Below are 25,903 nucleotides of genomic sequence, written 5' to 3'. Positions count from 1 at the left end.
CAATGGTCGTCACGCCAACGGCGTGATCGAGGGTACAATCAGCAGAAGGCCAATGGTCGTCACGCCAACGGCGTGATCGAGGGTACAATCAGCAGAAGACCAATGGTCGTCGTTTCCGCAGGCTTGATGTTATAATTGTAACAATATAATATTGAATCGAGGACTTATTGAGCCGTAGAATCATTTTTAACCGACTAGAATAAAAATTAGTTTCTGTTAATTTTACTTGCGTGCAAGAAGCCCGTTTTGTATTATGGGGCGCTTTAAAAATCAATTAGACCACAGAATGAAGTGAATTACGCATGTTAACGCCAAGAAAACATCTTACTAAAAAAGAACTGCATAAAGATCCGGTGATGAATAAAATTTCACAGTTCACCGATTACGTGCAGACCAATCAACAGGTTATCCTGTACGGTATTGTCGGTTTACTGGTCATCATAGCCACGTCTTGGGGCTATATGAATTACAGTAAAGAACGTGATGCAGAGTCCGTCAATAAATTAGCCGCACCGGAGCGTGTTTATTTCAGCGGTGATTACCGTGAAGCGATTCGTCGTCTCGAAAAGTATTGTGCTGAATACGAAGGTACCGTCGGCGGAGGCATGGGAACTTTTTATATGGCCAATGCTTATTTTAATACCGATCAATACGATTTTGCGTTGCAGTATTTCAACCAGTATCTCGACGATTATGCGGATAATGAACTTTTTGTGATGTCGTCGCTTATGGGTATTGCGGCTTGTTATGAAGGGCAGAATAAGTACGAAGAAGCGGCCAAACAATACGAAAAAGCAGCAGGTAAATTTCCCAGTTCTCATTTGGCACCCGAAAGCATGATCGGAGCAGCGCGTTGCTACCGCATGGTCAATCAAGCGTCAAATGCTAAAGCGTTGTATGAAAAAGTAACGAAAGAGTATCCTGAAACCAGCGCGGCGCGTGATGCTAAGAATGCATTGGATGAAATCGGGGCCTAAGCGTAAATTTTAAAAGTTATATTAATGGGTTGCTTTTGTGGCAACCCATTTTTTTTATTCGTATATTGTTTTACGGTTTTTCATTATTTATAAAACTTCACAAGCGATGGCATCGGAACAAACTCTTAACGTCGCTTTCTTGTGGCACCAGCACCAGCCGTATTACAAAGTGGCCGCGCCGGATGGCAAACCATTTTTTGCAATGCCTTGGGTGCGCCTGCATGGTGTAAAAGATTATTTCGATATTCCTAATTATCTCACCGACTTCCCTACGCTCAAACAAAACTTTAATTTGGTGCCTTCACTGCTGATGCAGATCGAAGATTATACCGAACACGGTGTGGAAGATCATATTATGCGATTGACGCGGTTGCCGGCCGGTCAATTAAACGAACATGATCGCGAGCAAATCATAGACGACTTTTTTCTGGCCCACGAAGAGCGAATGATCGCACCCAATCCGCGGTATAAAGAATTATTAGACCGCCGCTCCGAGTGGCGACAGTTTTCCGTCGAAGACTGGTGCGATCTTCAGATGTGGTACAATCTGTGCTGGATCGGCGAATCGTGGAAAACGAAAGAACCGTTTCGTTCGTGGATCCAAAAGGGTCGTGGTTTTAGCGAATCCGACAAAGCCGGCGTTTTAGCGGCGCATTTGGATATTTTAAGAAAAATCATTCCTCTCTACCGGCGGTTGGCGCGCGAACAACAAATCGAAATTTCCGTCACACCGCTGTACCATCCGATTTTACCGTTATTGAATGATACGGCCATCGCGCAAAAATCCAACCCGCATACGACGCTTTCGGAAAAAGCATTTGTTTATCCGGATGACGCGCATTGGCATATCCGTGCCGCACGCGAATTTTTCCAGTCGCGTATGGGCTTTGCACCGCGCGGGATGTGGCCGTCCGAAGGCAGCGTCAGCCAAGCCGTGATCGGACAAATCGCCGAAGAAGGGTTCCGATGGGTTGCGACGGATGAAGAGATATTGATGCGCTCCGAGTCGCGAACTCCGGGCGATCCGTATCAACCGTATCGCATCCGTACTTCCAAGTCCGAAGTGGTCGTGTTATTCCGCGATCACGGTCTCTCCGATGCGATCGGATTTCGTTATGCCGCCATGCCGCCGGAAAAAGCCGCCGCCGAGTTTGTGTCGCATTTGGAAGCCATTCGTGAAGATCTGATACGTCGCGGGCTGGATCCGTCGCAAAGATTGGTGAGCATTATTCTGGACGGCGAAAATTGCTGGGAATATTATCCCAACAACGGTCGCGAATTCCTACGTGCTTTGTATCTTCGCCTATCCACGTCGCAAACCATAGAGACCGTTCGCATCAATGATTATTTGATGAAAATACAAACGCCGCAATTGCCGGAAATACATCACATTCATCCGGGTTCATGGATTGCTCATAATTTCGACGTCTGGATCGGTTCGCATCCGGAAAAAAATACGGCGTGGGAATATCTCACGGAAACGCGTTTATTCCTCGAAACGGCGCGCAAGAGCGGAAAATATACGTTTGAAAAATTGGATCATGCATGGGAAATGATGGCTATCGCGGAGGGCAGCGATTGGTTTTGGTGGATGGGCGACGATCATCAGGCGCGCCACAAAACGCGATTTGATGTGCTGTTTCGTTATTTTTTACGTCGCGTATACGACGCATTGGGCGAACCCGCGCATGAAAAATTATTTGTTCCGATCATGGCCGACCGTAAAAAAGAGCCTGTGCTGCATCGCCCCAAAGCACTCCTCCGACCGCGTATTGACGGCAAAGAATCTTCGTTTTACGAATGGCGCGATGCCGGTTTTTATGCCGCATCAAAAGATGCCGATACCATGAGCGGCGGCCAAGTTTGGTTCGATAGCATTCAATTCGGATTTGATGAACATTATCTCTACATCCGGTTGAATTTTTCACCCGATCAAATTACTTTGTTGCGCGAAAAAAAATTTACTGTACAGGCTTTTTTTGATTATGAAGGCCAGCGCGTAGTGCATGCACAGGAGTTGAATGTACATACTCAGGATTGGGTCTTCGGTGAAATTGCAGAGTGGCGCATAATACGTTCGCGCATTCCTTTACCGTGTCGTTTTTCCGTGGGTCTGTTTGATGGGCGTAATAATCTGGAAACCAAGCCCTTGCGCGGCGGTATTCCACTCGATCCGGATCATGACGCGATGGATCGTGACGTATGGTCTGCATGATATATTTTGATGTATGGTAACCGGCATAGATTTATAAAAATCACCTAGTTTAATTTCGGAGAAATATCATGAGTAAAACACCCGATAACTTTTTGGGCATAGAAAAAAAATTATCGGATTACAAAACGGCCAAATTTGCCGTTTTGCCGATTCCTTACGAAGCAACAACCAGTTATGGTCAGGGAACGCGTAAGGGCCCCAAAGCGATCATTAAAGCTTCGCAGATGGTTGAGTTTTATGATGAAGAGCTGGATCGCGATAGCGTATATGACTTTGGCATTGCCACGCTTAAACCGGTAACCTTTGGAAAGAACAAAGGTGAAAAAGCGATGAAACAAATCCAGCAGGCCGTTGGAAAAATTTTAGATGACCAAAAAATGCCCGTATGCCTCGGGGGCGAACATACGGTAACCTCGCCGATCGTACGCGCATTCCACGATCGCTTAGGCGATGATTTCTCCGTACTACAGATTGACGCGCATTCGGATTTGCGCGAAACGTACCATGATACGCCGTGGAGTCACGCATGTGTTATGAAGCGTATTTGGGATTTTAATAAAAACATTGTTCAAATCGGTATTCGCGCGCAATGTATCGAGGAACGGAAACTGATTCAGCAGAACAACATTCAAACCTTTTACGCGAAGGATATTGTCGGCAGCGGGGACGAATGGATGCTCGAGGCGATTCACGCATTGAAAGAAAAAGTGTATATCACCATAGATTGCGATGGACTGGATCCCAGTATTATACCGGCGACCGGGACGCCCGAGCCGGGTGGTTTGGAATGGTATCCCACCATGGCGTTTCTTCGCAAAGTATGCGAACGCCGCACGGTGATCGGTTTTGATATCGTGGAACTGGCGCCCCACAAACAGTTCCCGTTTTCCGATTATGCACTAGCTAAAATGGCTTATAAATTAATGGGCTATGTGTCTGCTAAAAAATGAGGTTTACGCGTGATGCGTTCATTATGTGTGTTTTGTTCGTCCAGTGATGCCGTTAGCGATGTACATAAACGATCCGCGGAAGAATTAGGAGCGGCGATCGTCCATAACGGATGGTCACTGATCTATGGCGGAACGACCGTCGGCTTAATGGGCCTTGTAGCGACCAGTGTCAAAAGCCATGGAGGACATGTAGTCGGTGTTATTCCCGAAGTGATAGCCAAGCATGGTATCAGTAATGCACAAGCGGATGAGATGATCGTGACGCGCGATTTGCGTGAACGTAAAGCCGTGATGGAATCGCGTGCCGATGCGTTTGTGGCTTTGCCCGGCGGGTACGGTACGTTGGAGGAGATATTCGAAATTGTTACATTACGCCAACTCAATGCCATACAAAAGCCTGCGGCGCTGCTCAATATCAATGGGTTCTATGACGCGATCGGTGAATTTATTCGTTCGGCCAGTGCCGGTCAGTTTATCAAGCCCGAAGCGGTAGGTTTGTGCCCATTAATCCCGGATGTGCCTTCACTTTTTGATTATCTGCAACATTACAAACCGATCATTATTTCACACAAATGGTTCCGCGACGTGAACTGAAATACGGCAGCCGTCCGTTTAACGTAACTTAATAAAATAACTTGACTTCACTTTTTAAAACGCCTAAATTCGCTGAAATTAGATAAAACAAATCCTTAGGTTAAATTCCAAAGGCCGACGACGGTCTTTTGCTAATCTTCACAGGAAGGTCGGAATGAATTTGAGTATTCGCACCCGCGTATCGTGTGGCCGTTTATTGAAGACCGCGCTCTGCGGACTGAGTTTGACAGTGGTGACCGGTACTGGCACGGCGCAAGAAAAAGAAGCCCGCGCTGAATACCGTGCGAGCGTTAAAAGCTACATAAACAGCCTCGACGAAAGTTTTGCGTATCGTTACCTTGATAACGAGGTGATGATTCTTGACCTGATGTCTACGACGCGTGAAGAGTTTTGGTACCGTCGTGATAAAAAAATTGCAATTCCGCCCGGTACGGAAGGGTTGCCTTTTGCGCGCAAAGAAATGCGTGACTCGATTCGTTTGCGCATGAATACCATCAAAGAGAATCTTGAGGGTATGAAAAAGAGTAATCGCGTTCTTCCCGGATATACCGATCAGAAAGCATTGAATGAGCTCCACATGGAGTATCAGCGTTTGTATGCGATGGATCTTGGTATGACCAAAATAGATGCGATGGCTATTCGCTCCCGATTGGTCAAGAGCGGAACACCCGATGATATACGTCGCATGGTCCAACACCACCTCAAAATTGCACTGCGTCGTTACAAGGAAGAAAGTTACTCGGCCGCAGCTGCGGAGTTGCAGGATATTTATGAGACGTACAATACTGTTCTCAACGAATGGGATGATGTACTTTATTATATCGGTGACAGTTATTACCGGATGAAAGATTTTGATAACGCGAAAACCTGGTTCGATAAATTGGTTTCCGAGATGACCACCTCGCCATACGTAGAACGGGCATTGTACACACAGATTACGATGGCGTACATCAAAGAAGATCGTTCCGCGATGCAAAAGTACTACGGCGAATACCTCGCTAAAGCTCCGGAACGTCCTAAAGATGATAACCGTTACAACCGAGCTTTTTATTTGGCCGGTTTGACATTTTTTTCCACTTCAGATTATACAACCGGGATAGCCGCACTGCGCAAAGTATCCAAAGAATCGCGTTACTATTGGCCGGCGCGTTATTTGGTAGCGCATTGTTACGTCGGATTGGAACAATACAACGAAGCGCTGGAAGAATTTGTTCATGTTACGAAAATCGAACCGAACAATCCGCGCTTTACCGTAGAAGATCAAAAACGCCTGAAAGATCTCTCGTTGCTCAAAGCATCTTTCATCAAGTTCGAGCAAACGATCAACGGACAAAAATTCAACGCCGTATTTCCATACATGAAAAAAATACAGCGCAGTTCAGAATATCATGATGCCGCGCTGTTGATCGCATCTTGGGCTTCATTCAAAGACAACGATATCGATACGGCGCGCATATTCGCGGATTCGTTGGTTAACTTATATCCTGCCAGCGATTATTTATTTGAAACCAAAACACTGTTGGGCAATATCAAAGTGTTGGATCCAACATTGACGGATCGCGATCGCGAGTTATATGCGGTCGAATCATATAATTTTGTCGCGGAGGCTACGGAAGCCAAATATCTCGCGGATCAATTTATTGCCGAACGCGATTCGACACGCAAAACATTGATGATGCTCGAAGACGCAAAACGTGTCGCACGCATCAAAAACGATAGCGCGAGTTTTATGCGCTATGACGAATTGCACCGCCAACTCAGTGATGCCTTGGAAAACAACGGTTATAACCGTATCCGTGAAGGTAAGTCGGCCGGTTTTTATCAGACCATGTCGGTCATGGCCAGTAAGATCCGCGTAACGGAAGCCAAGTTGCGCGAAGCGCGCGAAAGCGGCAATAAAGAAGACGAAGAAAAATTTGGCAAACAGCTTTCGAATCAGATTTCGGATTTTCAACAAATTGGTGCTGAAAACTATTTAGAGAAAAACCGCATAGATGCTTCGGAAGGCTCGACGGATCAGTTAGCCGCGCTTGAAATTGAAACGTATTTTCAGAAACATAAAATTTCGCGAACGATAAGCGAAATGGAAGCACGTAACCGCCAACAGAGTGTTCTGCGTGAAAAAATCGGTCGTGAAAAACAGTTGGTGCAAAATCAACTTTTCCAGATTGATGATCTGATGAAAACAGCGCGTGAGCGGAATAACCAAAGCGCGATGCTTAAACTGGATTTTGAACGTAATAAACTGGCCGGATTATATTACCGATTAAGTGATTACGAAGTTCTGCTTTTAGCCGATGCACCGGCCGAAAGCTACGTTGACTTGGATACCTGGGGTGATTTTGCAAGCTACGGCCGAAATAATATCAACTTCGTACTCAATTCGACGAAATCGGAACAGATCGGCGATATCGGAAAAGCGGTTGCTCAGATTGATAAAATCTTAGAAACACGAAAAAGAAACTATGAGCTCCGTATTGCTGAGGTGGAGCGCGAGATCGAATTGAAGGAACGCGAAATTCGCGATAAAGAACTTCAAGAGGTGCGCCGCGAACAGCAGACATTTTTTCAAAAAGAATACTTCCTCGATAAGTCCAGTGAAAAACCTGAAAACGATCCGTTTGATTATAATGATGTGGTGCCGGAAGTTATCGTAATTGATACCAAACCGATTGAGGCGCCGCAGGAACAGCAACAGGAAGAAGGAGCGGTCGATGAAGAATTGCCTCCTTCGGAAACGGTACAAGGTGACTCGACGGTGAAGTCGGCCCCGGCCGATTCGGCCTCGAGCACATCGGCGCCGGACACTCAAACCAAAGAAGAAAATGCGACGGCCGATTCGACATCCGGCGGCGGTTCTAATGGTGAGTCTGCGCTGTTGATGGATGGCGAAACTACGCAGAGCTTACGGTATATGATCATATCCCGCACCCAAGCTGTGAATGATGTTGCGGAAAAGTCGCACCGCGTGTCGGTTTTTATCCGACGCGATGAGGAATCAACCCATACGAAAAAAATATTTAAATCATAGTGGATACGCGTATGACATTGGTTTTACGATCAGGAAAATGGATTGCACTGGTGCTTTTAGCCGGATTGGTCTCCCAAACGGCGCTTTACGCACAACGCGGCACCGGGAACAAGTCAAACAAAGACACGGTAACCCTCGAAAGCGTTTCCAGTGAAGATCTGTTGAAACTCAAAGAAGAACTTGAGTTACAACGCAATAAGTTGGAAACCGAACGGGTTCAACTGCTCGATAAAGGCATCAAACAGAGCAAAGAGTTTCTTGATAAATCGGGTTCCGGCACGGCCACGACGGCGCTTGTACTTTTGCAGCGCGCGGAGTACCTCTATCAGATTATGAATGATAACTTCTCTGTTGTTTCTGATTCGATAGCGACGGAAAATCAAAAAATTCTCAATGAATACGAACGTCGTAAAGAGGATTTCCGCACCAATCTTGTCGCGCAGAAAAAAACGGATAAAGAAATAGAACAAGAGATGAATCAATATCCGGGGCCGCAACTTTTGCCGGATCCGGAGATGGATTATACGGAAGTCATCAAAACATACCAGCAGTTAATGGATAATTTCCCGGAAAGCCCGTATGTCGTTGATGCGATGTATAATATCGCTTTTTTCCGTGAGGCGGAAGGCCGTCAACTCAAGTCTCGCGGCGATGAACGCTTTATCAATGATGGCGACCGTAGACAACGCGAAGCATTGAAAATTTATCAGGATTTGGCTGTTCGTTTTCCCGACAGTAAATACGCGGGTGAATGCTATAACCGCATCGGTGAATATTATTTTCAACGCGGCGGCGATGCCGATTTGCAGAAGGCTATCAAAAATTATAGCAAAGTTTTAGATTACCCCCAAGCCGAACGCTTTCAGGAGGCTGTTTATAAGTTAGCTTGGACGCATTATCGTCTCGGTGATTATCCTAAAGCGATAAGTTATTTCACATACCTCGTAGATGATGTGGATTCGGCGCGTTATTACAATAATTTCAGCCAAGAACTTGATGTCGAGGCGCTCGTTTATATCGGTATCAGTTTTAACCGCTGGGGTGAACAAATAGATCTCGCGCAAGGTACGGCGGATGGCGGATACAAATTGATTAAGTCGTACATCGATGAAGCTAAACTCAGTGAAAAACGCTACGCTCCGGAAATTATTTGGCAATTGGGCGAATCTTATAATCTTGAGCAAAAAGATACCTTAGCGTTGTATGCGTATAACACGTTGATTAATACCTATCCTCTATTTTGGCGTACAGCGGACGCGCAGTTCAAAGTGATCAATACCTTCGAACGTATGCAGCGCGGTACACAAAATAAAGCGGTTGCCAAGTCGCTTTTGGACAGCGTGATTTTCCATCGTTATAAGCTGTATAATTCATACCGCCCCGGCAGCGACTGGTCTGTAGCCATGACGGATAAAGACTTAGTCATTCGGGCCAATCGTATGGCGCGCGACGTGTTAGTAGATAACATTTTGTATTATTACGGCGAAGCCTCGTTGAGTAATGATCTCAAAGACTGGCGTGTAGCGATGGACTTTAGCCGTCAGTTTATCACATTTTTTCCTGTGGATACATTTGCGTATAAATTCCATTACAATATGGCGTTTATCGAATTTGCATTTTTTAAAATGCTGGATACGGCGTATGAAGACTTTATCAAAGTCGCGACATTGTACCCATACGATCAATATCGTTTCAAATCGGCTATGAATGCGTACGTGATTGCCGACTCGTTATATCGTGCTCGTCCTTTCACACGTCCCAAAGACGTGCCGATGGACAGTATATTGCCAATTACACCAAGTGAATCCAAACTGCTTGATGCGATCAACAATTACGCACGCCTTTTCCCGGATACATCCGCATTGTATCCGACCGATTCATTGGAAAATCCGAAACCGGTAATGACGAAACCGGGTTATAAAACACCCGACTTCTTAGCCTACGCCGGCGGCATTTACTTCTCGCATAATGACTTTGCGCGGGCATCGCAGTATTTTAATACGATTGTAACACGGTATCCAAAGAGCGATAAAGCGCGTTTGGCGCAACGTTACCTGATGCAAACCTATCGCGATAAAAAAGATTTCCGCAGTTCGGAAATTGTTGCACGCAAGTTGTTGGAAAATTCTGAAGTAAGCGCTGAGCAAAAGACGGAAGCGGTTCAAGTTATATTTTTCTCCATTTTCAAGCACGCCGAATACTTCCAGGGTAAAAAAGAAAATTATAAAGCAGCACGCGAGTTTCAGCGAGCTTATGAAGAAGGTAAAAAGCTTGGTTACGGTAAGCGTAATGAACTGGCTATAGCGATGTTCAACTCCGGCGTGGAGTACTATAATTCGAAAGAATTAAAACGTTCGATAGCCGTATTTGAAGCCTATGCCGACACGTTTAAAGATACTAAAGAAGCACCGGCGGCTTTATGGAACGTGCAGAACATGTATTCGGATATGAAGGAAATGAAAACGGCGGCACAAGTCGGTGAGCGGCTCGTTGACCGCTATCCTAATTATGCGGATGGCTCACGCTCATCCGAAGTAGCGCTGTATAATTCCGAATATTTCTTCGAGCAATCCTCTAAGCAGGCTGCGGCTAAAGGCGACAGTAACGAAGCTAAAGATCTGAATCGGCAGGCGATCCGAGTGAGTGAAAAATTTGTGAAGCTTTTCCCCAAATCACAATACACGCCGGAACTGGATTTTAATATCGCGAAATTATACTTCGCCATTAATGATGAAGAAAAAGCGTACCAAAAATACACACAGTATGCGCGCGCGTATCCCAACGATAAACGCAATGTGCAGGCGTTGTACGACGTAGGCGTCAACCATCTCAAGAAAAATCGCCGTGCGGATGCGATCGTATCTTTTCAGGAAGCCAAAAAGAAAAGCGATAACTTGAAAGCGCAGCGATTAGATTACAATAAATTCTTCTCGTCCGAATCGGTGTATGAATTGGCTAAACTGCGTTACGAAGATTTCACAAAAGTAACGATCAAAGAACCAAATATCACACTCAAAGAAGATCAGAAACTGGCCATCGTTCAAGATCTTATGACATATTATGACGCGATCACAAGTTATGCGCAGTATCGCACCTACGAGGCGGCATACTATCGCGGTCTTGTACGCGAAGAGTTCGGTGACGCGTTGGCCAATCGTGAGTTTAAAAAAGAAAAAGACATTGCCAAGCTTGTCAAAGCACAGACGGAAAGTTTTTACGGTGCTTCGCTTGTGTACAAAGCCGCTGTGCAAGAGTACATCAACGCCGGTTCGTTCTTAGATAAAGTGTATAAAAAACTGACGGATGATGAAAAAGAACTGACGGATTCGATCACTAAGAAATATGCGTCGAAGCCGGACAGCGCGCAGATTATTATCAAGATTTTGACAGAAGGCAAAACAGCTAAAGATCGTGATTATTCCTTGCTCCGTCAGAAAGAAATGGCGCTGCAATACCGCGACCTCAGCCGTTCTAAAATATCACACATTCTTTATCAGGTAGCCGACGCCAAACGTTTGATTTTTGAAACGATTCAATCGGCGCCGGTACCTCCGGAATTCAAACCCGGATCATTGGAGCTAGCGGCTTTCCAGCAATTGACATTGGATAAAGCGATCACACCGGCTGCCCAGGAAGCGATCAAAGCGTATGAAGAGGCGGTAAAACAGATGGATTCGCTCGGAATCAATGATAAATACATGGCCGAATGCCGCCGAAATATGATTCGCTTCTCTGCGATAGTACCCGGTGAGTACGCTAAACTGTCATTCCAAATGATGGAACAGTATAAAAAGTTTTCCGATCAGTATCGCGAAATTGTAAGCAAAGGCGATACGTATGTGGATAAGAAAACCGGGAAAGACTTCTATACGATTTTCTATGAAATTCCGACGGAAATGCAAACCTATATCACGCAATTTGCCAAACCTTTCGGTGAAAAAGCCGTGAAGGGTTATTCCGCAGCTGTGACCCAAGCCAAAGAAAAAGGTTTGTACGGCGAAGAGGATGCACGCCAAATTCAACGTGAAATGTTTGCGTTTGCATACGATTATGCTAAGCTGAACTATACCGAATCGGATACATCGGATAAATACTACAAGACATACGAAGCGACGTATTTCCAAAACCAAGCTGACGAAACGATGGCTTATTATACCGATGCCAGCCAGACGTACAGCCAGAACTTGACGTTTACGCGTGAAATCGCGAAGTCGGTGCTTGAAGAAGCATTCAGTGCGGCACAAGAATTGGAAATGGCGAAGATTGTTGCCGATCCCAACGGCACCGGCCCGGATGATAAGATCATTCAAACCGATAACGTTGAATTGCGTAAAATTCTCGCCTTGCTTGGTAAATACGATCAGTATTATGCGAAGCTTCTGAAACTAAAGACGTATACCAATTTTTACGCGTCCAATTATGAAACGTGGTTGTCTTCGCCCAAAGCGGATGATTCCTGGCAGACGACAGGATTTAATGACGGCAAATGGTATGCGGCCGCCGCGCCTCCGTCAACAATGAAGCTTGGACACAAAATTTTAGAAGAACATAAAGCGTATCCGATTTGGATTGGATTAGGTCAGCGGTTCTCAGTGCCGGAATTACCTAAAGAGTTAGTTCCTGAAAAAGCACCCGAAGTACCTCCGACGATTGACACTGCTACAGTAAAAACGGGCGGTCAAGATTCATCAGCGACAGAAAATGCTAATGGTGAAGCGGCAGCTCCGTCGGAAGAATCCGAAACGACTGATACTACGACCACCCAATCGTATATAACGCGCCGCTATGTATTGGCTGATTTTACAATGCAGGATACAAATGCAAAGCCGATCTATTCGCAAGACCAGATCAATAAGATCATGGATACGGCTAAAGTGGCATACTTCCGCACGTACTTCAACGTTAAAGGCAGCCCTTTGTCGGGCAAACTCTATGTCGCTGTGGACGGATATTACGAGTTTTATCTGAACGGCGCCTTTGTCGGCACGGCGTTACAAGAATCGGGCGAAGCGGACAGTATCGGTAATGTACTCGAAACAACGGAACTTTTCATCGAAAACTTTGCACAAGGTCGCAACGTATTAGGAATCATGATGCACGATCGCGAATCGCCTAAAGAACATCATGGTATCCGTATCGTTCTCGAAGTAACCGAAATCGAAGATCCGACGGCGGCGATTCGGGATGCCGCGCCTCCGGAAGGACAGGAACTTAAAAACACGCTCTTCCGTCGCGGACGTGTCGCAAAAGGAAAGTAAGGAGCAGGTATGAATAAATTAATGTGTTGGTTGTGCATCCTCGGAGCGATGTTGGTGTTTAGCGCAGCCACATCGCGTATCAATGCACAGGATGTCAAACACCCGGATATGGAAGTAATCGAAAACGATGCCGGTGAACAAATCGTAGTCGTGCTTGGCACGAATAATCCTCCGGATGCCAAACTCTATACGATCAAAGAAGAGGAAGGCGCCAAGGGTCCGATTCTTGTAGTGTATTATAAGCCAACGGGAGACATGGTGCAGTTTTTCAGCAAGACGACCATTCGCGGAAAATCCGAAGGTCCCGGTGTTTCGCTTTTTGCTAATCGTGTTTCACCGCAAATCGAAAAAGTGATCGGACAAAAATCGTACGAACGTGAACTTAAAAAACGATATTTGGATTTGACTGCGATTGATAAAAGTACGATCGTCGGTTCCGAACGTGTCAATCTGGAAGAAATAGATAAAATAATCAAAAAGCGGCGTAATTGATTTTTAATTTTCTTGCATTTCAATCAAAAGCATTTAAATTGTATGCCGTTCGTATCTAAGTCTGAATCACGAAATTTTTTATACATTCCTCATTAAAGTACCCTGAAACATAACCGGAGGTTAGTATTCATGAAAAAGAACATCTTGGCTAAGGCAGCAGGCTTGACAGTGACAGCCCAAATGATGGCTTCTTCGCTTTTCGCCCAAGACGGCGGCGCTGCGGCTCCTCAAGAATCGCAATCACAGGTAGCCATTTTCTTTGATGCATTTTTCCAGTCATTCAAATGGGAAGAAGCAGGTTCTACTTACATGTGGATCATTGCGTTTTGCGGTGTTTTTTCCGTGGCCATCATGGCGGAACGTCTTTATTTTATTTTTGTGCGTTCCAATGTAGATGCCAACAAATTCATGGCTGAAGTTCGTAAGCTGGTTGCCGGTGGAAACCTCAAAAAAGCGATTGCGCTTTGCGAAACAGCAAAAGATAAAGCTCTTCCGTCGGTTGTGCTCGCCGGTCTGAAACGCGCAGCTGAAAAAGAAGGCGGTCCTTTAGATTTTCGTGCCATCCAAAATGCCGTTGACGAAGGAACACTCGAAATTATTCCGAAACTCTCGGAACGCTCCGGTTACCTCGCTATGTTATCCAACGTTTCGACACTTTTCGGTCTGATGGGTACGGTGTACGGTCTGATTCTCGCTTTCGCCGCCGTAGGTAACCCGGCCATGCCTGAAGATCAAAAAGCGTTGTTCCTCGCGAAAGGTATCTCTGCCGCTATGCAAACGACGATCTGGGGTCTTTCTGTTGCTATTCCCTGTATCATCGTTTACACATTGATCAATACCAAAACCGGTAAAATCATTGATGAAATGGATGAACACATGGTCAAACTCATCAATTTGATGACGGGTAACAAATAATTACAGTATCTTAGCGAGTGATTATCGTTTTGATTTCAACACTTAAGATTTATTAGAACTTTTATAATTTAAAAGGGTTTTACAATGGCATTTAAACCCTCTCAAAGACGGAGTGTTAAGGCCGAGAACACAGAGCTTGATCTGCGGCCCATCATGAACATGATGTGTATCTTGATTCCGTTGCTTCTCAAATGTTCCGAATTCGTTAAAATGACTTATTTGGAGCTAAACCTTCCCCCGCTGAGCGGTGGTGGAGGTGGTGGCGGCGCGGATGATAAGCCTGAAAAAGAAAAACCGAAAATCGGGCTTAAGCTAGTTGTTACCGAAAAAGGTATGACGATTGCCGGAAATTCGATCGTTTTGGCTGGTGAAGGCGGTACTACGGGTCCGACGCTTCCTAAGTTGGCGGACGGTAAATACGACTTCAGAGGTCTTGAACAGAAAATGAAGGATATCGTCAAACAAATTAATGGTAAGGGTTTTGAAGATGAGCGAACCATTATCATTACGGCAGAGGATGTAATTCCGTATCAGGCCATCGTCACCGCGATGGATATCATCACCAACTCCGAATTCAAAGAGTTTTCGGATCCGAGCAGTAATCAAAAAGTAAAACAACCGTGGTTTGCCAATATCGGTGTCGGTAAGATAATTATCTAAACCATAGGCGCCGAAATTAGTTTCCTAAAGGAATATTTTACATGGCATTTAAACCATCTGCAGCAAAAAAGAATAAGCGTAGCGAAGAAGGTACGCTGAATATGAACTCCATGATGGACATTCTGACTATCATGTTGCTCTTCCTTCTTATGAACTTTTCCACTTCCGGTGCTTTGGCTACGAAATCGGATGGTATGCAACCACCGAAAATTGTTACCAAAAACAAACCTAAGAAGATGTTGCTCATTAACGTTTCTCAGGCACACATTTATTACAACAAAGATGTGATTGCTGACACGGAAACGGTACTGGCGCAAAAGAATTCATTTCTGATTCCACAGCTTGCTGAAAAGCTTGAAGAAGATGCCAATAAAGCGTTGGATTTGGAAGCGCGATTTGGTATTGAGTTTAAGCGTGAGGTGATTGTGGTTTGCGATGATCGTACACCTTTCAACGTACTTATGAAAGTCGTTGTAACCTGCGGTCGTAACCAATTTTCTAATCTTCGTTTGTTAGGCGCATTAGCCAACAAAAATGATGTGATCTAATAAAAAATTTAATTTTGTGAATTGACTCGAGAAGGAGTCCGGAATGAATTCAGTAAAACGAAATACTAAAGCTGCGGCAGCCCCTCCGGGCGGCGCGCGCGCGGCCGGTGCGGCGCGCGATATTCGTATCGTTGCATTTCCAAAAGAGTTTCAGAAAAGCTATTGGTCTGCGTTTGATAAGCGCATGCTGGGCATTTTCTTTATCTCTTTGGTGGTCGTCTATACGCCGTTGATCTATATGGCGATGCAACCGCCGCGCCCGAAACCGACTGTCCTTGACAACAAGCTTTTGAAAGCAATTGCGAAAATCAACAAAGTGGACGCCGCGCTTCTGGAAGAGTTGGATAAACCCAAAGAAGAAGAAAAAACTGAAGAAACAGCTACTTCCGCGGTTCCCAGTGCGCAAATCAATCGTCAGCAAGCGCCCACGAATGCTCAAGGCCGTGCTACACGCGCAGCCGCAGCCAAAGCTGCAGCGGCAGCCCGTGCCGGTGCGGCGGCCAAAGCGGCTGCAGGTCGTGGTGTTTTGGCGGTAGCCGGTGCTGTAGGCTCCGGCGGGGGCGGTCGTTATGCGGCCGTTGATTTCTCCGGCGGTAGCGGCAATCTTGATGAGGTGTTAGGTCAGGTCGGCGGTATCGGTGAAGCGACCGGTGGCGGCGGTGATCGTACCGTGCTCGGTGCGGGCGGTGTAGCCGGCGGAACCGGAAGCATTTCCGACCTCACGGCTGAGCTTGGCGGTGCCGGTGCATTGTCTGTAGCGGCCGGTAGTGCCGGTAGCGGTCTTATCGGTGTCGGTAAAGCATCGATCTCAGGAACCGGTGGCGGCCAAGGTGCGTCAGCGGCTGAAATCCAAGGTGTCATTGACCAAAACGCAACCTCCGTCAATGCGTGCTATCAGAAAGAACTAAAAAAATCACCGGATCTTAAAGGTAAGTTATCCGTTTCGATCAAGATCAATCAAGCGGGTCGCGTTTCCGGTGTGAGCGTTACGCAAAATACTGTCGGCGATGCCGTCGCTAATTGCGTGACCAATAAAATCCGCGGATGGACTTTCCCGCGCGGTAAAAAAGGCGTCGTAACGGTTAACCAGACGTTCGTCTTCACGAAGTAAGCATTATCGTACATTGTGATAAAACCGTCACGCCCCAAGCGTGGCGGTTTTTTTTATATTTAATTATCAAGATAGATCGGAAATCAAAGAAAGTATGAGCGCTATTATGAATACGGCTCACCGCAGTACGACATGCGGTGAACTGCGTGCCGCAAATGCCGGGCAAAAAGTAACGTTGATCGGATGGATTCACCGCCGTCGCGATTTGGGACAGGTCATTTTTATAGACCTGCGTGATCGTTATGGCTTAACCCAGATCGTTTTTAATCCGGATAAATTTTCCGAAACCCACGAAAAAGCAAAAGAGCTTCGCAGTGAGTTTGTTATCAAAGTTTTGGGTGTCGTCACACCCCGGGAATCGGTGAATAAGAATATTCCTACCGGTGAAATCGAAGTGATCGCGGAATCGCTGACTATCATGAGCCGTGCCAAAACACCGCCGTTTGAAATCAATGATGAAAACCTCAAAGTAGATGAAGATCTGCGATTGGAGTACCGTTACCTTGATTTGCGGCGTTCGTATATGCAGGAAACGCTTGTACTGAGGCATCGTCTCGCGCAAATCGTACGCAATTATTTTACCGAAAATCAATTCGTCGAAGTCGAGACACCCGTACTGATGAAAAGCACACCGGAAGGCGCGCGGGATTATCTGGTGCCCAGCCGCGTCCACGCCGGAAAATTTTATGCCTTACCCCAGTCACCGCAGATTTACAAACAGCTTCTGATGGTGTCGGGTATGGATCGCTATTTTCAAATCGTCAAGTGTTTCCGTGATGAAGACTTACGCGCCGACCGTCAGCCGGAATTTACGCAGGTGGACGTGGAAATGTCGTTCGTCGAACGCGAAGACGTACTGGGCATGATTGAACGCCTGATGTTTAAAATTTTTAAGGAACTCAAAGGCATAGACCTTACGATGCCGCTGCGTCGTATGCCGTATTCTGAAGCGATGCGCGTGTACGGCAGTGATAAGCCGGATCTGCGTTTTGGTATGCCCATCACGTATATCGAAGATTGTGTGCGCGGTTCGGAGTTCAAGGTTTTCAACGATGTACTTGATCAAAAAGACGGCGCGATCGCTCTACTTTGCGTGGAATCGCAAGCGTCCTCTTTTTCGCGCAAAAAAATAGATGAGTTGACTGAATTTGTAAAAAACCACGGCCTGCTAGGTTTAGCGACGGTCAAAGTGGAAGCGACGGGCATAACCTCATCTATCGGTAAATTTTTCACCGAAGATAAGTTGCGCCGTATGGTCGAAGTGGCCGGCGCTAAAGAGGGCGATTTGCTTTTGATCGCTGCAGGCAAAGAAAAAATCGTACAGTCTGCATTAGGTGCACTGCGTTTAAAACTCGCCGAGGATTTGAAGCTCATTCGTGACGATGCGTATGCGATGTTTTGGGTTGTAGATTTTCCGCTTTTCGAGTACGATGAAGAAGAAAAACGCTGGAATGCGATGCACCACCCGTTTACGTCACCGTTTGATGAGGATCTTTCGAAGATGGATTCGGAACCCGGCGCCGTGCGCGCAAAAGCGTATGATCTGGTACTCAACGGTTCGGAAGTCGGCGGCGGGAGTATCCGTATTCACAGCCGCGATGTACAAAATAAAATGTTTGACGCGTTGGGGCTTACACAGGAAGATCGCGATACCAAATTTGGATTTTTACTGCGTGCCTTTGAATATGGTGTGCCCCCGCATGGTGGTATCGCATTGGGATTCGATCGTTTGACGGCGATTCTGGCCGGACGGAAATCCATCCGCGATGTGATCGCATTTCCTAAAACCAATAGCGCCGTTTCACTGATGGATCAATCGCCTTCGCCCGTAGATGCACGACAACTGAAAGAACTGCACATACGAACAACGGAATAATCGGATACGTTAAAGCGCATGGGTATAGAGCCATGCGCTTTAAAAATAAGTTATATTGGTTCAGCGTGTTTTTTTTCGTCGTCGCTGATAATGTGAGAGAATTGATATACTTTAACGCCGGATTGGCTTACATAAAGCTCCGCATGTCCTGATTCCACGCATTGATCGAGACGTACCTCCGCCGTCTGCAGATCCACATTAAAATAAATCGAAACATCGGCCGCGGTCAGACGGCCGCCTTTGGATTGAGCGCACGATAGTATTGCATCCCAACGCGAAATGTCGCGAGTCGTTTCTTGGCTCTCATCGAATTCAGGAGGAAGCTTGACGCCAAATTGAGCATCCATGCTGCGCATCATGGGTTGTACGAAGCTTTTGAATATGTAGAAAAATAATCCGAAGAATAGAGGGAATATCAAAATGAACAGGAATTGGGGGGCCGTAAAAGCGATCGTTATGACTACAACACCGCCAAGCAGTACCCAAATTTTGAATTTGTTCAGCAGGTTATTAATCGCCTCTGAAATGTCTTTCATAAATGATTTATCCTTATTCAGATGAGTTATTGAAATGTAATGTAAATAAAAAAAACTCAACTCAAAACATGATTGAATGGTCTTCATGGATACAATGATCGTAGGTTTGGTTTCTGGAATTCTAACTACGTTTGGTTTTCTACCGCAAGTGATAAAAAGCCTTCGTACCAAAAAAGTTGAGGATGTGGCTATTGCTCAGCCGGTCGTTTTATTGATCGGGATGAGCGGATGGTTGCTCTATGGGGTAATGCGTGATGACTTAGTTATCATTATGGCTAATATCGTTTCCATCGCATTGAATCTTTGGTTGATTGTGCTTAAAATAAAATATCGTTCCAATGTAAAAGCAAATAATGGGAAATAGGGAGATGGTCATGGGATCTAAAGTGAAAAAAATGATACGTCTGTTGTTATCGATATCGGTGGTTTTGTTATCTTCGATGCACCTCAATGGTTGTATTGCACCGGACACTATGCAAGCCACACCTATGCCCGAAACGGTTTTCGGTTCAGGGGACTTTGTATTGTCGGCAACACCGCAAGGAACGGTCGCCGATATTCAGCAGCTTTATGCCGTTGTAGTGATTTTTGCAAAACCGATGGTGGCGTTGAGCGCTTTGCCGGAAGGCGACGGTGACGGGCCGCTGGAAATAAGTCCCTCAGTAAACGGCAAATTCCGCTGGATGGGAACGAATACATTATCTTTTATCCCGTCCGAAAAACTCCCACTGAATACACGATTTACCGTAACCATACCGGCAGGCACGCGTGCTCTCGACGGTAGCGCGATGACTTCGCCGTATGTTTTTTCGTTTGAAACCATGCGACCGAAATTGATCAGTCATAATATTTCGGAGATGAATGGCACTACGCTCAATCCGAAAATCATGCTGACATTTAATCAACCGATAGATATTCATTCCGCCAAGGAAAAGATACGCCTCATTCGTATTCAGGACGGCGCCAATATACCGGTTAGCATCGAACCGGCCGATAGCGCGGACTTACTGACGTATTACAACTATGGTTATGACCAGGTTGCCGGATCACCCGTTGAGCGCATTGTGCGCGTAAAACCGATCACATCTTTGCGCATGCAGACGAGTTATCAATTGCAGATCGCATCCGGCCTCAAAGGACGCGAAGGCGTGCTAGGGTCATCCGAGCGCGTGACGCATGACATTTCGACCTACGGGCCTTTGGAGTTTTTGGAATTGATTCCGCCGGAATATCCCAATAGTCCTTTTCAACTAAAGTTCACCAATCGCATAGATGCCGATGAACTCAAATCGCATCTTACGATCACGCCGCATACCGAGATCAATGAAATATATCCATCGTGGTCGTCGGAGTATCCTGCGAGTATCTATGCGCAACTTCAGCCGCAAACGGATTATACGATTACCATTGATCCCGAGATAAAAGATGCTTTTGATAACGCTTTGGGAGTTACGGTTCGGCAGAATTTCAGAACGGGCGATTACGCGTCGTCGGTTTATTTTGAAACCGGAGAACATGTTTTAGAATCGTATCTGCGCCACGATCTGAATGTGGCGATGATCAATCCCGGCAATATTGATATTCAAATGGCGGTTATCACCCAAGAGGAAGTCATTGGTTTAGCCAAAGAGGGTTTATATCGCGATAATGGTTTTAATCGTTGGGCACATACGATATCTGAACGTCCCGATCTGCCGCGTAATGCGACACAATATTATCCGCTCGCATTGGATCCGGCGTTGGCCTCCCAACCGTCGGGTTTCGTCTTCGTACAGATGAAGCATGATACATGGAATGACTATCAACGCGCACTGATACAAGTCACGGATATCGGCATTACGGCAAAATTTGCCCGCGATAAAAGCGTTATTGCCGTCAGCCAGCTCAAAGACGGCCGTGCTGCACGCGCCTTTGTGCAGATACGCGACGATATGGGTAATCTGTTGTGGAGCGGTTATACCAATTCGGATGGCGTAGCGGAAACACAGGGCTGGAGCGGTTTTGGTCTCCAACCGATAGATACATACAACGAACCGAGGCTGTGGGTATTTGCAACGCGTGGTGATCAAACAGCCTACGCGCGCTCGGATAATAAAATTGATTTATGGCGCTTTAATATTCCATATGCGTGGTATGTTCAGTCGGCCGAAGACGAAATTTCGTCTAAGTTATTTACCAATCAAGGCATCTACAGGCCGGGCGATAAAGTGCAATTTAAAGCAATGCTGCGTCGCTTACAAAAAGGCGCGTGGTCCGTACCGACGGGACTAAATCTGAAAGCTCGTATTTTTAATCCGTCCAACGATGAAGTGTATGCCCAAGACATCGTAGTCAATCCGTTTGGAGGAACGGATTTCGAATTTACCGTTCCTGAAAATGCGCCGCTCGGTTATTATTCTGCGCGTTTGTATACGTCGGATAAAAATAAAGAACTCACCGGTGAATCGTTCCAGGTGCAGGAGTTTCGTCCTGTCGAAAGTGCGGTGACCATCAATTCGGTTAAATCCGAGTACGTATGGAGTGAGACGCTCAAACTTAATTTTGATGCGCACTATCTTTTTGGTGCGCCGATGGCCGATGCATCTATGAACTGGAGTATTACGCGTAATGCCAGCTCATTCCAACCGGAGGGGTATGACGGGTATTTCTTTGGTAAAATGTACGATTACGACGGGTATTACGGGCGTGGTGCGTATCAAACGGTGCTTGCGAGCTCCTCCGGGACATTGGATCAACACGGTCTTATGGATGCCGAAGTCGTGCTCAATGCCGGCGGTGTTTCCGAAACTTCGGAACTGGTCATCGAAGGTACGGTAGAAGATAAAAACAGGCAGTATGTCAGCGGCCGGACAACGGTGCGCGTACATCAAGGCGCATTTTATATAGGCCTCAAACCATCAACGACTTTTATGACATGGGGTGAACCCTTGTCGGTGGATGTCGTAGCCGTAACGTCTGATGGAAAAAAAACGGCCGATAAAAAAATTGAATTGGAATTGATTCGCCGTGAATGGCATTCCGTTCGGGAAAAATCGTATGATGGTTCGTACCGATGGACATCTTCTCAGCGCGATACAACGGAAGGGGTTTTTACGGTACGCTCGCGCGGGGGGGAGATCGTCACGCAAAAATTGAACCCAGCCTCGACGGGTTATTATATTTTGAGAGCGACTTCGAGCGATCCATACGACAATACGATTATTTCAGAATCCTACGTTTATGTGACCGGCGAATCCTATGCTGGATGGAAACTCAATGATGGCGACCGGATTGATTTGGTTGCGAATAAAAGCCAATATAAAGTCGGTGAAAAAGCCAAAATACTCGTCAAGTCGCCTTATGAGCGCGCGCGTGCTCTGGTGAGTGTAGAACGCGAAGGTATTATTCGTCATTTCATGACGGAACTCAAAGGTAATGCCGCTTCGGTCGAAATTCCGATTACGGCCGAGATGGCGCCCAATGCGTTTGTGTCGGTGATGCTTTTACAAGGGCGAACCGCTGAACCTGTGCCCGATCAAAATGAAGACATAGGAAAGCCGTCTTTTAAAATCGGCTATATCAACCTTTCTGTGGATCCGTCGGCTAACAAACTGGCCGTGAAAATTCAAACACCGAAAAATAAATTTCAACCCGGTGAATGGATGGATGTGGACGTCGAAGTGGCGGACAAGTCAGGGTATGGTCAAATTGCGGAAGTGACGCTTTATGTCGAAGATGTCGGCGTACTCAATCTGGTGGGATATCAAACGCCGGATGTGTTTTCACATTTTTACAAACAACGTGAGTTGCAGGTTGCTACGACCGAATCGCGGCGATTTATTTTGGATCAACTGGTAAAGCGCGATCTTAAAGAAAAGGGTGGTGTCGGCGGTGGCGGTGGTGACGAGCGAAGTATGCCGGGCATTGCCATGCGCAAAGATTTCAAATCCTGTGTGTACTGGAATCCTTCCGTGATCACCGATGCGCGCGGTAAGGCGCGTGTCCGTGTACAACTGCCGGACAACCTCACTATGTTTCGCATATTTGCGGTGGCCCATACCCGCGATTCTCGTTTTGGCAGTGACGATCATTCCATTACGGTCAGCAAAGATCTCATGCTTCGGCCTGCACTACCGCGTTTTGCCCGCATAGACGACGCCATGGAAGCCGGCGCAGTGCTACACAATAACACCACGCAAGCGGGGACAGCGACGATACGCGCACAGGTGGAAGGTGTCGAAATTATCGGACCAAACGAAAAATCGGTGGAGTTGCAACCCGGTGCATCCCAAGAAGTGCGTTTTACATATCGTGCGCTTAAGACCGGGCCGGCGAAGTTTAGTTTTACCGCACAGATGCAGTCGTTTAGCGATGGCGTAGAAATAACAATACCGGTGCGTATGCCCGTACCAACGGAAACCGTGGCGCTTGCCGGCAGTACGACGGATAAAACGCAGGAACAAGTGATCATTCCCGGTTCGATTTTTGAAAACACGGGAAGTTTTGAAATCAAAACATCGTCTACGGCATTGGTTGACCTTGACGGTAGTGTAAAATATCTTTTCGAATATCCGTACGGTTGTCTCGAACAGCGCACCTCCCGTGTTTTACCGGTCATTCTTTTTGGTGACGTAGTGACAGCATTTGGTCTCACTCCGTTTGAAGACAAAACAAAATCGGTCGATGCGGCGGTTAAAGAATACCTGAATGAGATTCCCAAATTTCAAAAGTACAGCGGTGGTTTTTCGTATTGGACCGGCGATAATACGGTATCACCCTACGTCAGTGTGTATGCGATGTTTGCTTTGACCAAGGCGAAAGCTATCGGTTATGATGTACCCAAAGAAATCATGGACAACGGCGTAGAATATTTGAAAAAGCTTGTTCGTAATAATCCGGTAGACCGCTATGGTGTTTTTTATTGGCACAATACCAATGCGTTTGCATTGGCTATATTGGCCGATCACGATGTGTATGATGCGGCCAGCGCCGAACTGTTATTCCAGCGCCGTTCCGAATTACCTTTGTTTGCACGCGCAATGCTTTTGCAAGCGATTGTCAAAGGCGGCGGTCATAAAGCCATGACCGAAACATTACGTCGTGATCTGATGAATGCGATTAAAATGAATCCCACGACGGCGCATTTTGAAGAGCCGAATTTGCCCGGTTCGGAATGGTCATTCCATTCGCCGATGCGCACCACCGCGGCGATATTGCAAACGTTTATCGAACTAGACGGCACCAACGTACCTTGGGCTGAAAAAGTAGTGAAATATATGCTTGAAGAACGTAAACAAGGACGCTGGCGTACGACGCAGGAAAACTTGTATGTGTTTTACGCGCTGGGCACGTATTTCAGAAATTTTGAAGACGTGGATCCGGATTTCAAAGCAACGGTGCGTTTGGCAGGGCGTCAATTGCTCTCCCAAATGTATCAGGGCCGGACGACACAGAGTCACACATCCCTTACGGCTTTAGCCGAATTTCCGAGCGGTAAAGCATTGCCGCTTGATATATCCAAAACAGGCGCGGGGCGTTTATATTACAATGCGCGTATGACCTATGCGCCGCGTTCAGGCGGTAATGCTCCGGCACGCGATGAGGGATTGCGGGTGAGCAAAGAGATACAAGACGCTTCGGGTCACGTCGTCACGGACGGACGTTATAAAGCCGGTAAAATTTATAAAATCACATTGACGGTCAGTACGGCGCAAGCACGCCAATATGTGGTGTTGGATGATCCGTTGCCGGCGGGATTTGAAGCGATCAACACGGATTTGGCAACTTCGGCATCTTCGTACGGCGGTGGGACCGAAAATCGTTGGTGGGAGTACGGTGGATTTACACGTTCGGAAATGCGCGATGATCGCGTCGTGGCTTTTGCTGACTATTTTGAAAACGGGACACAGAAGTTTATCTATTACGTGCGTGCGACGACCTACGGTACGTTTGCGCTGCCGGCTACCAAAGCCGAAGCGATGTATCATCCGGAGATTTTCGGAACGACGACGGCAACTCAGATTTCAGTGGAATGATGAACATGATCAATGTACGCGTTAAATTTTTTGCGATGTGCCGTGAAGCGGCCGGATGCGAGGAGGCGGTAATTGTATTGCCGGCTTCAGCGGATGCAGAAACTTTTTGGCAAGTTATCGCCGAAAAATTTCCGCGCTTGAAGGCATATCAAAACCAAAGCCGCCTGGCTGTAAATATGGAATACGTCGCCGGCGCTGTCCAATTTCAAAACGGTGATGAAGTGTGTATTATACCGCCGGTCAGCGGAGGATAAAGTTATGCCTGAAGATAACGAAAAAATTTTTGCCCGGATCACGACATCGCCCCTTTCGGCGGATTCGGCTTATCAATTTTGCCTCAGCCCGGAAAACGGTGCTGTGAATATTTTTATCGGTACGGTGCGCAACGAATTCGGCGGCAGACCGGTAGAGCAAATAGATTATCAGGCCTATCCTGATATGGCGGAAAAAATACTGCGCACGATTCTTCAGTCGGCGTGCGGGCAATGGCCGCTTAATAAGGTTTATGCGGTACACCGGATCGGTTTGCTGAAAGTTACTGAAGCCAGTATTGTGGTCGCCGTCGGTGCGGGGCATCGGGGCGAAGCATTTGAAGCATGCCGCTGGATTATGGAAGCAATAAAACGAGATTTGCCGGTCTGGAAGAAAGAATTTTTTGCCGACGGCAGCGTGGAGTGGCAGCATGCCGGAGCCACCGCGATTTCTAAAAAATAGACTTGCTAGGCT

17 protein-coding genes are annotated in these 25,903 nt (G+C 46.5%); 16 read left to right on the top strand and 1 reads right to left on the bottom strand.

The genetic code is table 11. The features are described 5' to 3' along the window. Positions 1-302 precede the first annotated feature (302 nt). The 12 genes from HUU58_13500 to aspS all read left to right on the top strand — a co-directional run bounded on the left by HUU58_13500 (position 303) and on the right by aspS (position 18,627). Positions 303-977 carry a tetratricopeptide repeat protein gene (locus HUU58_13500; protein NUN46686.1) on the top strand — a complete coding sequence of 225 codons (675 nt, stop codon included), beginning with the start codon at positions 303-305 and terminating at the stop codon, positions 975-977. A 37-nt stretch (positions 978-1,014) separates the two neighbouring features. Next, on the top strand, positions 1,015-3,192 hold the full coding sequence (locus HUU58_13495) for a glycoside hydrolase (protein NUN46685.1): 2,178 nt from the start codon (positions 1,015-1,017) through the stop codon (positions 3,190-3,192). Positions 3,193-3,260: 68 nt separating this feature from the next. Beyond that, positions 3,261-4,142, top strand: a complete 882-nt coding sequence (gene speB / locus HUU58_13490) for an agmatinase (GenBank protein NUN46684.1) — start codon at positions 3,261-3,263, stop codon at positions 4,140-4,142. 9 nt (positions 4,143-4,151) lie between these two features. Then, positions 4,152-4,736, top strand: coding sequence for a TIGR00730 family Rossman fold protein (locus HUU58_13485; protein ID NUN46683.1), 585 nt, complete (start codon positions 4,152-4,154; stop codon positions 4,734-4,736). Positions 4,737-4,890: 154 nt separating this feature from the next. Beyond that, on the top strand, positions 4,891-7,767 hold the full coding sequence (locus tag HUU58_13480; GenBank protein NUN46682.1) for a tetratricopeptide repeat protein: 2,877 nt from the start codon (positions 4,891-4,893) through the stop codon (positions 7,765-7,767). Positions 7,768-7,778: 11 nt separating this feature from the next. Next, positions 7,779-13,025, top strand: a complete 5,247-nt coding sequence (locus tag HUU58_13475; GenBank protein ID NUN46681.1) for a tetratricopeptide repeat protein — start codon at positions 7,779-7,781, stop codon at positions 13,023-13,025. Positions 13,026-13,034: 9 nt separating this feature from the next. Further along, a complete protein-coding gene (locus HUU58_13470; protein ID NUN46680.1) occupies positions 13,035-13,517 on the top strand; it encodes a hypothetical protein in 483 nt (160 codons plus the stop codon). A 129-nt stretch (positions 13,518-13,646) separates the two neighbouring features. Further along, positions 13,647-14,432 carry a MotA/TolQ/ExbB proton channel family protein gene (locus HUU58_13465; protein NUN46679.1) on the top strand — a complete coding sequence of 262 codons (786 nt, stop codon included), beginning with the start codon at positions 13,647-13,649 and terminating at the stop codon, positions 14,430-14,432. Positions 14,433-14,516: 84 nt separating this feature from the next. Continuing rightward, on the top strand, positions 14,517-15,092 hold the full coding sequence (locus HUU58_13460; protein NUN46678.1) for a biopolymer transporter ExbD: 576 nt from the start codon (positions 14,517-14,519) through the stop codon (positions 15,090-15,092). 41 nt (positions 15,093-15,133) lie between these two features. Next, complete coding sequence (locus HUU58_13455; protein NUN46677.1) at positions 15,134-15,640, top strand: biopolymer transporter ExbD; 507 nt, start codon at positions 15,134-15,136, stop codon at positions 15,638-15,640. A gap of 43 nt (positions 15,641-15,683) precedes the next feature. Next, positions 15,684-16,751 carry an AgmX/PglI C-terminal domain-containing protein gene (locus HUU58_13450; protein ID NUN46676.1) on the top strand — a complete coding sequence of 356 codons (1,068 nt, stop codon included), beginning with the start codon at positions 15,684-15,686 and terminating at the stop codon, positions 16,749-16,751. Between the two features lie 94 nt (positions 16,752-16,845). Further along, entirely contained in the window at positions 16,846-18,627 is a 1,782-nt protein-coding gene (gene aspS / locus HUU58_13445) for an aspartate--tRNA ligase (protein ID NUN46675.1), read from the top strand. Positions 18,628-18,677: 50 nt separating this feature from the next. Here aspS and HUU58_13440 read toward each other — a convergent pair whose 3' ends face one another. Beyond that, positions 18,678-19,163: a hypothetical protein gene (locus tag HUU58_13440; protein ID NUN46674.1), complete on the bottom strand. Its 486-nt coding sequence runs from the start codon at positions 19,161-19,163 to the stop codon at positions 18,678-18,680. An 85-nt stretch (positions 19,164-19,248) separates the two neighbouring features. On the opposite strand from HUU58_13440, the gene HUU58_13435 reads away from it, so the two are divergent. Genes HUU58_13435 through HUU58_13420 form a run of 4 tightly spaced genes read left to right on the top strand, consistent with a single transcriptional unit; the run spans position 19,249 to position 25,891 of the window. Next, entirely contained in the window at positions 19,249-19,527 is a 279-nt protein-coding gene (locus tag HUU58_13435) for a SemiSWEET transporter (GenBank protein NUN46673.1), read from the top strand. Between the two features lie 10 nt (positions 19,528-19,537). Beyond that, positions 19,538-25,177, top strand: a complete 5,640-nt coding sequence (locus tag HUU58_13430) for a hypothetical protein (GenBank protein ID NUN46672.1) — start codon at positions 19,538-19,540, stop codon at positions 25,175-25,177. Between the two features lie 5 nt (positions 25,178-25,182). Beyond that, positions 25,183-25,431: a molybdopterin converting factor subunit 1 gene (gene moaD, locus HUU58_13425; protein NUN46671.1), complete on the top strand. Its 249-nt coding sequence runs from the start codon at positions 25,183-25,185 to the stop codon at positions 25,429-25,431. Between the two features lie 4 nt (positions 25,432-25,435). Further along, a complete protein-coding gene (locus HUU58_13420; GenBank protein NUN46670.1) occupies positions 25,436-25,891 on the top strand; it encodes a molybdenum cofactor biosynthesis protein MoaE in 456 nt (151 codons plus the stop codon). Positions 25,892-25,903 lie beyond the last annotated feature (12 nt).

This window comes from bacterium, assembly GCA_013360215.1.
Classification (GTDB): Bacteria; CLD3; CLD3; order SB21; family SB21; genus JABWCP01.
The sequence above is the reverse complement of the archived record's forward strand: the minus strand, read 5'-3'. Positions and strand labels throughout refer to the sequence as shown.